Annotated in this window: 8 protein-coding genes; 7 read left to right on the top strand and 1 reads right to left on the bottom strand. The window is 59.7% G+C overall.

What is annotated here, in order from left to right; translation table 11 throughout:
• Positions 1-1166: Ig-like domain-containing protein (locus ACW81B_RS07350; RefSeq protein WP_491579567.1), on the bottom strand; the 1166-nt coding region annotated here is incomplete at its 3' end.
• A gap of 431 nt (positions 1167-1597) precedes the next feature.
• On the opposite strand from ACW81B_RS07350, the gene aroK reads away from it, so the two are divergent.
• The 7 genes from aroK to ACW81B_RS07315 all read left to right on the top strand — a co-directional run bounded on the left by aroK (position 1598) and on the right by ACW81B_RS07315 (position 12654).
• On the top strand, positions 1598-2134 hold the full coding sequence (gene aroK / locus ACW81B_RS07345) for a shikimate kinase AroK (RefSeq protein ID WP_491579566.1): 537 nt from the start codon (positions 1598-1600) through the stop codon (positions 2132-2134).
• A 3-nt stretch (positions 2135-2137) separates the two neighbouring features.
• Entirely contained in the window at positions 2138-3235 is a 1098-nt protein-coding gene (aroB, locus tag ACW81B_RS07340; RefSeq protein ID WP_491579565.1) for a 3-dehydroquinate synthase, read from the top strand.
• Positions 3232-4413, top strand: a complete 1182-nt coding sequence (locus ACW81B_RS07335; protein WP_491579564.1) for a deoxyguanosinetriphosphate triphosphohydrolase — start codon at positions 3232-3234, stop codon at positions 4411-4413. Before aroB ends, ACW81B_RS07335 begins: the two co-directional genes overlap by 4 nt.
• A 27-nt stretch (positions 4414-4440) precedes the next feature.
• Positions 4441-4686 carry a WGR domain-containing protein gene (locus tag ACW81B_RS07330; protein ID WP_491579563.1) on the top strand — a complete coding sequence of 82 codons (246 nt, stop codon included), beginning with the start codon at positions 4441-4443 and terminating at the stop codon, positions 4684-4686.
• Positions 4683-6341, top strand: coding sequence for an AAA family ATPase (locus ACW81B_RS07325; protein ID WP_491579562.1), 1659 nt, complete (start codon positions 4683-4685; stop codon positions 6339-6341). The genes ACW81B_RS07330 and ACW81B_RS07325 overlap by 4 nt, the downstream gene beginning before the upstream one ends.
• A 210-nt stretch (positions 6342-6551) precedes the next feature.
• Positions 6552-11180: a glutamate synthase large subunit gene (gene gltB / locus ACW81B_RS07320; RefSeq protein ID WP_491579561.1), complete on the top strand. Its 4629-nt coding sequence runs from the start codon at positions 6552-6554 to the stop codon at positions 11178-11180.
• 22 nt (positions 11181-11202) lie between these two features.
• On the top strand, positions 11203-12654 hold the full coding sequence (locus ACW81B_RS07315) for a glutamate synthase subunit beta (RefSeq protein ID WP_491579560.1): 1452 nt from the start codon (positions 11203-11205) through the stop codon (positions 12652-12654).
• Positions 12655-12836: the final 182 nt, after the last annotated feature.

The following is a 12836-nucleotide window of genomic DNA, read 5'->3' as shown; positions in this document are numbered from 1 at the left end:
ACACCATCTTCATTGTTGTCCTGGAACGCTTCAGCCAGATCGGTAAACGGCTCGCCTGCATCAAAACTGCCATTGCCATTCTGATCCGTGAAGCTTTCTTCACCGACGGCTGTCGCGAGAATAGTGACACGGCCGTCAACCGGGCGCGGGTCCTGGCTGGTCCAGTTTACCGAACAGGCACCGCTGAGGGTCTGGCAGGAACCACCAATTGAACCACCCTCTGTGGTAAACAGGATCGTGGTGCCATCCGGCACCGGGTTGTTGAAACGATCCGCCAGACGCGCCGTGATGGGCACCTGCACGCCATCAATATCCCAGGCTTCCGGGTTGAGCGTTGCTGCGCTCAATGAGAAGCTGTCGTTGTCCGGTATACCCGTGGTAACAACCAGCTGATCCGATTGGGTAGAGATACCCGTACTGTCTACCGTAGCGGTAACACGCACCGGGGTAGCCACCGTGCCGGACTGGACAATGGTTTGAATCAGGCCGTCGCTGCCACTCACGGCAGTTCCCGTACCGGGGCTGAACTGCAGGCCCCCGACCGTGGTATTGAGCGCAAAGGTAACCGATTGATTTCCTATGGGGTTGCCTGCTGTGTCCAGCACACGGAATGTCACGATTGAGGTTTCGGACTGCCCGGCACCCCCCATTCCTTTCAATGCAATGTTGTTGGGGTTCGAAGCCACGAACTCTATTGAGCCAAGCGTGGCGGGCAACACATTGATGGTTACATTCGCGGAAATCGTGGTTCCATCCACGGTTGCACTCGCTGTAATCGTATCGTCACCGGTACACCCCTGTGCTGTGTACGTTGTGACGGCTACACCACTGTTCGAGTTAACGGGCGAAATCACAGAAGCCAGATTAGTCCCGATGCAGGTCGAGGAAAAAGTAACATCGGTGGCTGTCAGGTAGGGGTTACCCTGGTTATCAACCAGAAAAGCGCTGATAGAAGCACTGCCGCCGGCTGAAAGCTGTGCAAGGCTGGACTGTACGCTAATCGAGACTACCCCGTTTGTGCCACCGGTACCCCCGGTGCCGCCAGTGCCACCAGTGCCCCCGGTGCCGCCAACGCCCTGCAGATCTTCCCGGCCACCACCACCGCAAGCGGTTACCAGAAAGGCTGCCAATACAATGAAAATTGTTCTGCGCAAGATGTGATACATTTTTTCTGTCCCTTGATATCGATTATATCGCTGTAAAAATCCCTGATGCCCCCGCGCAAATACCGACTTCTGTGCGCCTGGAACCTGATCCCGCCGTATATTCCTTCACCGGGCCACTTATTCCTTCTGCCTGTATATACGATGATCGCGCCCAACGATATATTAAGCTTTGACCATTTACTACTGGGCACGGAACGTGAACATTAGAACACTGTTGTACTTGCAACAATGTGTTCCGCCTCACATTCCCTGCTATTCAGCAACCCCGCCTTTCAGGGTGCTTTCAGTGCGTCTGGCCTGCTATCGGCCAGCATTTTTCTTCCTTTAGTCATCGGCTTCCGTGAATTTTCCGATGCTGGCCATGAACCTGAAGCTGCATTGTCCTGCGTCCGGTTTGCAGAAAAATCCGGTTTCTGGCATACCTGTCCGCCATGAGTTCAAAGGACCGTTTTTTTCTGGTCGGCCCCATGGGAGCCGGCAAATCCACTATCGGCCGCAAGCTGGCGCGGGTACTGGGCCTCGAATTTATTGACAGCGACCGGGAAATCGAGACAAAAACCGGTGTCGATATCCCCTTAATATTTGAATTAGAAGGAGAATCCGGGTTCAGGAAACGCGAGCAGGAAGTCATCGATGAACTGTCGGCAATGCCCGGTATCGTGCTGGCAACAGGCGGTGGTGCCGTGCTTGATCCGCAAAACCGTCGAAAGCTCGCCTCACGCGGCACGGTCATCTACCTGCAGACCTCCGTCGACCAGCAGTTGCAACGTACGGCACACGACCGCAATCGCCCACTGCTGCAAACCGACAACCCGCGGGCAAAACTGCAACAGCTGCTGGCAGAACGTGACCCGCTGTACCGGGACATCGCCGATATTGTCATCGAAACCGATGGCTGCAGGGTGCGTGACGTCGTGCAGAAAATAACGCAGTTTGTTGAGGAAAATCAGACAGCCCCTTATCCTTGAACCATGATCAGAAAAACCTTGCACCTTGAACTGGGCGAACGCAGCTACCCGATCCACATCGGGCCGGACCTGTTGTCGCAGACTGCGCTGTATAAACCTGCTATCCGCGGGCGCCAGGTGATGGTCGTCAGCAATGACACCGTTGCACCGCTTTATATGGATCACGTCTGTGAAGCGTTGCAGGACTACCACCTTGAACAGCTGGTGCTGCCGGATGGCGAGCAACACAAGACACTCGAGGTGCTGAATTTCATTTTCGACGCGCTGCTGGAAAAACGCTTCAACCGCTCCTGCTGTCTGGTGGCGCTGGGGGGTGGTGTGGTCGGCGATATGGTCGGCTTCGCCGCGGCCTGTTACCAGCGCGGAGTGGATTTCATCCAGCTGCCTACCACCCTGCTGGCGCAGGTGGACTCCTCTGTCGGTGGCAAGACCGGTGTCAATCACCGGCTCGGCAAAAACATGATCGGCGCTTTTCACCAGCCGCGCCTGGTACTGGCTGACACCGGTACCCTTGACACACTGGATGACCGACAGCTGTCGGCCGGTATTGCAGAAGTCATCAAATATGGACTGATCGAGGATGGTGAATTTTTTGAATGGCTGGAAGCCAATATGACCCGCCTGCTGGAGCGGGATACCGAGGCGCTGGTCTATGCCATTGAGCGCTCCTGCCGCTGCAAGGCGGAAATTGTTGCGGCCGATGAACGGGAAAGCGGAAAACGCGCCCTGCTGAATCTCGGTCATACCTTCGGGCACGCGATCGAAACCGGTATGGGTTACGGAAACTGGCTGCACGGTGAGGCGGTTGCCGCCGGTATGGCCATGGCCGCCGACCTGTCTGCACGTCATGGCTGGCTGAATGCGGCCGACGTCACCCGTATCCGCGCCCTGCTCGGCAAGGCGCGATTGCCGACTGACCCGCCCGACGAAATCAGCCGCGAACGTTTCCTGGAATTAATGGCGGTCGACAAAAAGGCCCTGGATGACGGTCTGCGGCTGATTTTGCTCGATGCCATTGGTGCCGCCAGGATCACCGCTGACTACGATATGGAACGTTTGCACGAAACACTCGACCAGCGCCTGCCGCTGACCGGTTCATGAACAGCCTGGCGGATGACCTTGACGCCGTAAGCGGCCTGGCGCCCTACGCCGCCAGTGACAGCACATCCAGCGGCCGTCACCACACTGAGCCGGCACCCAACTATCGCAGCGAATACCAGCGCGACCGCGACCGGATTATCCACGCCGCCGCTTTTCGCCGCCTTGAATACAAGACCCAGGTATTCGTTAACCATGAAGGCGACCTGTTCCGGACGCGCCTGACACATTCCATCGAGGTCGCGCAGATTGCGCGTTCCATCGCCCGCGCACTGCGATTGAACGAGGATCTGACCGAAGCCATTGCGCTGGCGCACGACCTCGGTCATACGCCGTTTGGGCATGCCGGCCAGGATGCGCTGAATGGTTGTATGAAAGAATACGGTGGGTTCGAACACAATCTTCAGTCACTGCGCGTCGTTGATGAACTGGAAGAAAAGTACGCCGACTTTCCCGGTCTCAACCTGACGTTTGAAACACGTGAAGGCATCCTCAAACACTGCTCGCCCGGCAATGCCGCTGAACTGGGCGATGTCGGCGAGCGTTTTCTGAGCAAACAGCAACCCAGCCTGGAAGCGCAACTCACCAACCTCGCCGATGAGATTGCCTACAACAGCCACGATGTCGATGACGGCTTGCGTGCCGGTTTGATCGGTGTCGATCAATTGAATGAAGTTCCCCTGTTCGCCGAACAATACAATGAAGTCAAACAACGTTACCCGTCGCTTTCACAGCGACGCGTCATCCATGAGGTTGTCAGGCGCCTGATCAACTGCCAGGTGGTGGACCTGATCGAAACCAGCAAGCTGAAGCTGGCCGAAGCGCAGCCGGACAGTATCGACGACGTACGCAAGCAACCGCAAAGCCTGATCTCTTTCAGTGAATCCATGCGCGAAAGTAACCTGGAACTGAAACGTTTCCTGCGCAACCGCCTGTACCGGCACTACCGTGTACACCGCATGAGCGCCAAGGCCAACCGCGTCATTCGTGACCTGTTCATGGCTTTCAATGATGACCCGGGGTTGATGCCGGATGAAGCCCGGCAGCATGTCGCGACACTTCGCTCGGCGGACGGTGAAACCGGTCAGGCGCGCGCGGTGGCAGACTATATTGCCGGCATGACGGATCGTTATGCCATCAGCGAGCACCATCGGGTCTACAATCCGGGGGAGCTGACTTGAGCGCAGCTTGTCTGTCAGAGAAACAATATGCGCATTTACATGCAGATCCCGCCCAGCGACACCGGACCGCCAAGGTTCTACCACCTGCATTTGCAGGAGGACCTGATCGACGGCTGGACGCTGGTTCGCGAATGGGGCTACCAGGGCGCAGGCGGACGTGTGATCAAGGACCACTTTGCTGAGCGCGAACAGGCAGAGCAGGCCATGATGTCAATCCGGGACGCGCAGCTGAAAAAAGGCTATCAGGTAGTGTTTATGCAGGCACAGACATGAACAATTCGGCGACGCCAGGGCAGCCCGAGTACCTGCAGGCCTGGTCACTGCGCTGCCACCCGTTTGAAGAAAAGCTGGATATGCAGTTTTTCTATGCCGGCAGTGCCCTGATGCAACGCCTGGATCTGCTGACCCACCTGGTCCAGTTCAGTGAATCCATTGTGGTTGTCAGCGGTCCGCGCGGCAGTGGCAAAACAACGCTTCTGGAACAGTTTCTCGGCCACATCAACCCGCAGTGGCGCATCTGCCGGATGGACGGGGCAGAGGGCGACAGGCTGGCCGAACGACTGGCGGAAACCCTCGGTGGGGAAGCCGGCGAGGACGAGCAGACCCTGCTGGGCCGCTGGGTGGCGCAGAGCGACCCGGCACAACAACTGATCCTGGTCATCGATAATGCCGAGCAGCTCGACGACGCAGCCTTGCAGCGGCTGTGTGAACTCACCGGTGTTCCGGATGGTGACCGCCTGCGCATTGTTCTGTTCGGTACGGCGGAAACGCAGGATCTTGCCCGTAGCATGCTGGAACAACTGGGCAGCAAGCGCAGCTGCCAGACGCTGGAGCTTCCGAAACTGACGGAAGAGGAAACGGCCGCCTATCTCATGTACCGTCTGGCCGTCGCAGGCTACAGCGGCGAGAGTCCGTTTACTCCGACAGAAGTCCGTGCTATCTGTAAATCTGCGCGCGGTCGCCCGGGCCAGATAAACCGGCTGGCGCACGAGTCGCTCGTCGAACATCACATGCGTGCCAGAATCAACAAGCGCGCACCCATACAACGCGGGCCGAAAAAGAACCGCACCCCGATGTGGGTCGGGGCATCCGTTGTCATTGCCGTCCTTGCCGGCTACCTTGGCTGGCAGCGGCTCGCGCCAACGCAAGCGCCCGATGAAACCCCGGCGCCACCCGAGCAGGCCATGGTTGAACAACCGCTGGTACTTCCCGTCCCGGAGGAGGCTATCGATAACGGTGTCGTGGCACAGGGCGAACCCTCTCAGGCCCGGGAAATACACACTGAAACCAAAAACCCGGATTTCGTCGAGCCGGACTCCGCCCGGGTTGAAGAAGTGGCCACCATCACCACGCAGGAAAAACCCGCCGAAAGCGTCGAACAAACGGCTACTGTTGAAGCAGGGAAACCTGTGCCGGCCCCTGTTGCCGCCAGGCCCGATACCAGCCCGACAACAAACCTCGCCACAGCAGAGCCCGACAAACGTGCCGCACTACAACCGCTCACTCGCGAAGAAACCGCGCCCGGTAATGAGGCTGCGGACATCAATGCAGCAGCGCCAGCTGCCGCCAGCCGGCCCCCGGCGTCCAGCGAACCCGCCGCCACGACGCCGGGTGATGCAGAACCACCATACCGCGAAAGCTGGCTGCTGCAACAGCCACCCGGCCGATTCACGCTGCAACTGCTGGGATCGCGCGATCAGGCTTCTATTGCAGGATACATCGAGCGACATGCGTTGGCCCGTGAACAAACGGCCTACTACCGTGGCCGTTATCAGGACAGTGACTGGTATGTTCTGCTGTATGGCATTTACCCGGACAAGGCCGCCGCCCTGGCAGCCCGCAGCGCCTTGCCGGACAAGGTGCAAAAAGCCAAACCCTGGCCACGCAGCCTGAAATCGGTGCAGGACAGTATCAACGCGGCGCAGTAATCCTTCCCGGCCCGGCAGCAGAGGTATTCCGCCTGAAAAAACAAGGTTTAACCCCGAAAAACGCTGGCGTCAGGCGGCTATCTCCATTATTCTTTCCGGCCCGAATTTTTACCTTCGGGTGCCACCACCCCCCGGATCCGGGCGTGGGTGGTTTTGCGCGCGCATGCGCACAAACTCTTGAATAATGAGATAGTTAACCAGAGGTCGGACATGAGTCACGGGGCTTTTCCGGAACAGCAGGGTCTGTATGACCGAGAAAACGAGCACGATGCCTGCGGCGTCGGTTTTGTCGCCCATATAAAAGGTGAGCAGAGCCATGCCATCGTCAGACAGGGCTTGCAGATCCTTGAGAACCTGACTCACCGCGGCGCGGTAGGCGCTGATCCGCTGGCCGGCGACGGCGCCGGTATCCTGATCCAGACGCCGGACGCCTTCCTGCGCGAGGAATGTGCCGCGCTTGGCTACGAACTGCCGGCCCCCGGCACCTATGCCGTTGGCATGGTATTCCTGCCGCAACCGACCCGGACCCGTACAGAATGTGTTGCGCTGATTGAACGCATTGTCCGCGAAGAAGGTCAGGATGTACTTGGCTGGCGTGATGTCCCCGTCGACAACAGCGGTCTTGGTCAGAGCGTGAAGGACGTCGAACCCGTGGTTCGCCAGGTGTTTATCAGCTGCGGTGACAACTGTCCGACCCAGGATGATTTCGAGCGCAAGCTGTTTATTACCCGCAAGGTCATCGAGAACACGGTGCGCGATTCCGACTGGGAAGGGCACGAGAATTTCTACATCCCGTCGTTCTCCAGCCGCACCCTGCTGTACAAGGGCATGTTGCTGGCCAACCAGGTCGACACCTATTTCAAGGATCTGCGCGACGAGCGCATGGTGTCCGCGCTGGCGCTGGTGCACCAGCGCTTCTCCACCAACACCTTCCCGTCGTGGGACCTGGCGCACCCGTTCCGCATGATCGCCCACAACGGCGAAATCAACACCCTGCGCGGTAACGTCAACTGGATGCGCGCGCGCCGCCACTCCATGGCTTCCGAACTGTTTGGCGCCGACCTGGAGAAGGTCTGGCCGCTGATCCCGGAAGGCCAGTCCGATTCGGCCTGCTTCGACAATGCGCTGGAACTGCTGGTCGCCGGCGGCTACTCCATGGCGCACGCCATGATGATGCTGATCCCGGAAGCCTGGGCCGGCAACCCGCTGATGGACGACCAGCGCAAGGCGTTCTACGAATATCACGCCGCGCTGATGGAGCCGTGGGACGGCCCCGCCGCTGTGGCCTTCACCGACGGCCGCCAGATCGGCGCCACCCTCGACCGTAACGGCCTGCGTCCGGCGCGCTACCTCATCACTGACGACGAGCTGGTGGTGATGGCCTCGGAAATGGGCGTGCTCAACATTCCCGACGAAAAGATCGTCAAGAAGTGGCGCCTGCAGCCCGGCAAGATGTTCCTCATCGACATGGAGCAGGGCCGCATCATCGACGATGCCGAGCTGAAGGCCTCGCTGTCCGCCAGCCACCCGTACCAGGCATGGCTGGACAAGACCCAGATTCATCTCAAGAACCTGCCCGCGCAGGCCAACGGCGTCAATGGCGACCCGGACACGCTGCTCGACCGCCAGCAGGCATTCGGCTTCACCCAGGAGGATCTCAAGATCCTCATGAAGCCCATGGCCGCTACCGGCCAGGAAGGTATCGGCTCGATGGGTGCCGACAACCCGGTGGCCGTGCTGTCGAACAAGGCCAAGCCGCTGGCAAACTATTTCCAGCAGAACTTTGCCCAGGTGACCAACCCGCCGATCGACCCGATCCGCGAGGAACTGGTGATGTCACTGGTGTCACTGATCGGACCGCGCCCCAACCTGCTGGGGCTGGACTCCGGCGGCGGGCATATGCGTCTGGAAGTCGCCCAGCCGATCCTCACCGACAAGGATCTGCAGCGCATCCGCGATATTGAAAAAGCCACCGACGGCGCTTTCAGAACCAGAACGCTGGATATCTGTTATCCCGCCGAGCGCGGCGCCGCCGGCATGGAAGGCGCTGTCGAATCTGTTTGCCAGCAGGCCGAACAGGCCGTGCGCGACGGCTACAACATTCTGATTCTGTCCGACCGTTCGGTCGATGCGACGCGCATCCCGATCCCGGCGCTGCTCGCCACCTCCGCCGTACACCACCACCTGGTGCGCGAAGGCCTGCGCACCGAATCCGGACTGGTGGTTGAAACCGGCGCGGCGCGCGAGGTTCACCAGTTCGCTACGCTGGCCGGTTATGGTGCCGAAGCCATCAACCCCTACCTGGCGTTCGAAACCCTGGCGAGCATGAAGGACGACCTGCCGGAAGACCTCGACCAGAGCGAAATCAACAGGCGCTACATCAAGGCGGTTGGCAAAGGTCTGCTGAAAGTCTTTTCCAAGATGGGTATTTCCACCTACCAGTCCTACTGCGGCGCGCAGATCTTCGACGCCGTGGGTCTGAAGCAGTCGTTTGTCGACAAGTATTTCACCGGCACTGCCAGCATGATCGAAGGCGTCGGTATCGAGGAGATCGCCGAGGAAGCCGCGTGCTGGCACCACGACGCCTACAGTAACAACCCGGTGTTCGAGGATGCACTCGACGTGGGCGGCGACTATGCCTGGCGCGTGCGCGGCGAGGATCACGTGTGGACACCGCAGACCATCGCCAAGCTGCAGCACGCCACGCGCGCCAACGATGCGAAAACCTTTTCCGAGTTCTCGAAGCTGGTCGATGAACAGAACGAACACCTGAAGACCCTGCGCGGCCTGTTCGATTTCAAATTTGCCAACGAACCGGTGCCGCTCGATGAAGTTGAACCGGCAAAAGAAATCGTCAAGCGCTTCGCCACCGGCGCCATGTCTTTCGGGTCCATTTCCTGGGAAGCACACACCACGCTGGCCATCGCCATGAACCGTATCGGCGGCAAGTCCAACACCGGCGAAGGCGGTGAGGAGCGTTCGCGCTTCAAGCCGATGGACAACGGCGATTCCATGCGCTCGGCCATCAAGCAGGTGGCCTCCGGGCGCTTCGGTGTCACCACCGAATACCTGGTCAACTCCGACGACATCCAGATCAAGATGGCGCAGGGCGCCAAGCCCGGCGAGGGCGGCCAGTTGCCCGGCCACAAGGTCAACGACTGGATTGCGCGGGTGCGCCATTCCACGCCGGGCGTCGGGCTGATTTCACCGCCGCCGCACCATGACATCTATTCCATCGAAGACCTGGCGCAGCTGATCCACGATTTGAAAAATGTGAATCCGAAAGCGCGGATCAGCGTCAAGCTGGTATCCGAAGTCGGTGTTGGTACGGTTGCAGCGGGTGTCTCCAAGGCGCACGCCGACCACGTCACCATCGCCGGTTACGACGGCGGCACCGGTGCTTCGCCGCTGACGTCCATCCGCCATGCCGGCAGTCCGTGGGAACTGGGCCTCGCCGAAACCCACCAGACGCTGGTGCTGAACAAGCTGCGCGGCCGGATTGCCGTGCAGGTCGACGGCGGCATGCGTACCGGGCGTGACGTCGTTATCGGCGCGCTGCTGGGCGCCGACGAGTTCGGTTTCGCCACCGCGCCGCTGATCGTGGAAGGCTGCATCATGATGCGCAAGTGTCACCTCAACACCTGTCCGGTCGGTGTCGCTACCCAGGATGAAACCCTGCGCAAGCGTTTCGTCGGCCAGCCGGAACACGTGGTCAACTACTTCTTCTTCGTCGCCGAGGAAATCCGCCAGCTGATGGCCAGGCTCGGCTTCCGCACCATGAACGAAATGATCGGCCGCTCCGACAAGCTGGACATGCGCAAGTGCATCGACCACTGGAAAGCGCACGGGCTGGATTACTCGCGCATTCTGTACATGCCCAACGTGCCGGACGCCGCCGTGTATAACTGCGAGCAGCAGGACCACGGCCTCGACAAGGCGCTCGACAACAAACTTATCGAGCAGGCCTCGCCGGCACTGGAACGCGGCGAATCTGTAAAAATCGAAACACCGGTATGCAACGTCAACCGCACGGTCGGCACCATGCTGTCGGGCCGCGTAGCGGAACGCTATGGCAATGAAGGCCTGCCGGATGACACCATTCATATCAAGCTGAACGGCGTGGCCGGCCAGAGCTTCGGTGCCTGGGTCATGAAAGGCGTGACACTGGAGCTGGAAGGTGAAGGTAACGACTACGTCGGCAAGGGCCTGTCCGGTGGACGGCTGGTGATCTACCCGCCGGCCAACTGCCCGATCGTGCCGGAAGAAAACATCATCGTCGGCAACACCACGTTGTACGGCGCCATTTCCGGCGAATGTTATTTCCGCGGTGTCGGCGGTGAACGCTTCGCGGTGCGCAACTCCGGTGCCTCGGCTGTCGTCGAGGGCGTGGGTGACCACGGCTGTGAATACATGACCGGCGGTGTCGTGGTGGTACTGGGTGAAACCGGGCGCAACTTCGCGGCCGGCATGAGCGGCGGTATCGCCTACGTGCTGGACGAAAGCGGCGACTTCGAATCACGCTGCAACCTCGCCATGGTGGAACTGGAGCCGGTGCCGGAAGAAGACGAGGCACTGGAAGCACTGGAACACCAGGGCGGCGACCTCGAAACCCACGGCAAGGTCGACATCAGCACCGACATGACGCGCTATGACGCACTGCGCCTGCGCCGCCTGGTCGAGAAACACCTGCAATACACCAACAGCAGCGTGGCGAAAAATATCCTCGACAACTGGAACACCATGTTGCCGAAATTCGTCAAGGTCATGCCGGTCGATTACCGCCGCGCGCTGGAAGAAATGAAACAGGCACAGGCCAACGAACTGGCTGCTGCAAGCTAAACCTCAGGGCAGAACTGACACTATGGGTAAACCAACCGGATTCCTGGAGTACCCGCGCAAAGACCGCGGCTACAAACCTGTTGAAGAACGCATCAAGACATTTGCTGAATTCATCATTCCCCTGGATGAGCAGACGCTCAGCATACAGGGTGCGCGTTGCATGGACTGCGGCATCCCCTTCTGCCACGAAGGCTGCCCGGTCAACAACCTCATTCCTGACTGGAATGACCTGGTGTACAAGGGCAAGTGGGAGAAGGCCAACAAGGTACTGCACTCCACCAACAACTTCCCGGACTTCACCGGCCGTATCTGCCCGGCGCCCTGCCAGGAATCCTGCACCCTCAACCTGATCGACGACCCGGTCAGCATCAAGACCATCGAGTGCGCCATCGTCGACAAGGCCTGGGACAATGGCTGGCTGGAGCCGAAGATTGCTGAAAACAAAACCGGCAGGAAGGTCGCCGTGGTCGGCGGTGGCCCCGCGGGCATGGCCTGCGCGCAACAGCTGGTGCGTGTCGGGCACGACGTTACCCTGTTTGAAAAGAACGACCGCTTCGGCGGCCTGCTGCGCTACGGCATCCCCGACTTCAAGATGGAAAAGCACCATATCGACAAGCGCATGAAGCAGATGGAAGCCGAAGGCATCCAGTTCAAACCAAACACCAATGTCGGTGTCGATATCAGCGCACAGGAATTGCTCAACACGTTTGACGCCGTTGCGCTTACCGGCGGTTCCGAGCAGCCGCGAGACCTGCCGGTGCCCGGCCGTGATCTCGAAGGCGTGTACTTCGCCATGGAGTTCCTGCCGCAACAGAACCGTCGTGTGGCCGGCGATAAAATCCCTGAAGACCAGTCCATCATGGCTACCGGCAAGAAGGTCGTTGTCATCGGTGGCGGCGATACCGGTTCCGACTGTATCGGCACGTCTATCCGCCAGGGCTGCGAATCCGTCACACAAATTGAAATCCTGCCCAAACCGCCGGAAAAGGAAGACAAACTGCTGACCTGGCCGGAATGGCCGAACAAGCTGCGCACGTCCACGTCGCAGGAAGAAGGCGTCACCCGCGAGTGGAGCGTGGCGACAAAAGCATTCATCGGTGAAAACGGCAAGCTGAAAAAACTGCACTGTGTGCGCGTCGAGTGGAGCAAGGACGACGACGGGCGCTGGCAGATGAGCGAGATCGACGGCAGTGACTTCGAGATCGAGGCCGACCTGGCGTTCCTGGCGATGGGCTTTGTGCACCCGGTTCAGGAAGGTTTACTGAATGACCTGGGTGTGGAATACGATCCGCGCGGCAATGTGAAGGGTGACACGGAAGGCGAGAAGGCTTACCAGACGTCGATTAACAAGGTATTTGCAGCGGGTGATATGCGGCGTGGGCAGTCGCTGGTGGTGTGGGCGATTCGTGAAGGGCGGCAGTGTGCGCGGGCGGTGGATGAATTCCTGATGGGGAGTTCTGAACTGCCTCGCTAATGTCCGGGTGACGGGTAAGCAGGCGGTTAAAGCTTCGGCGTTTTGATGGCTTGCCCGCTGCGCGGGTTCCCTGCGCTTCCCGGACTGTTGCGCGCTCGCTAAACTCGCCCTTCGCGTTGCACGCGAAGGACCCAGACAACGCTCGCTTCTTCGCAACAGCCCTGCGATGCTCGGCTGCGCCA

Source organism: Thiogranum sp., from assembly GCF_058323355.1.
Note: the sequence above shows the minus strand (reverse complement) of the source record. Positions and strands in the feature narration are given on the sequence as shown.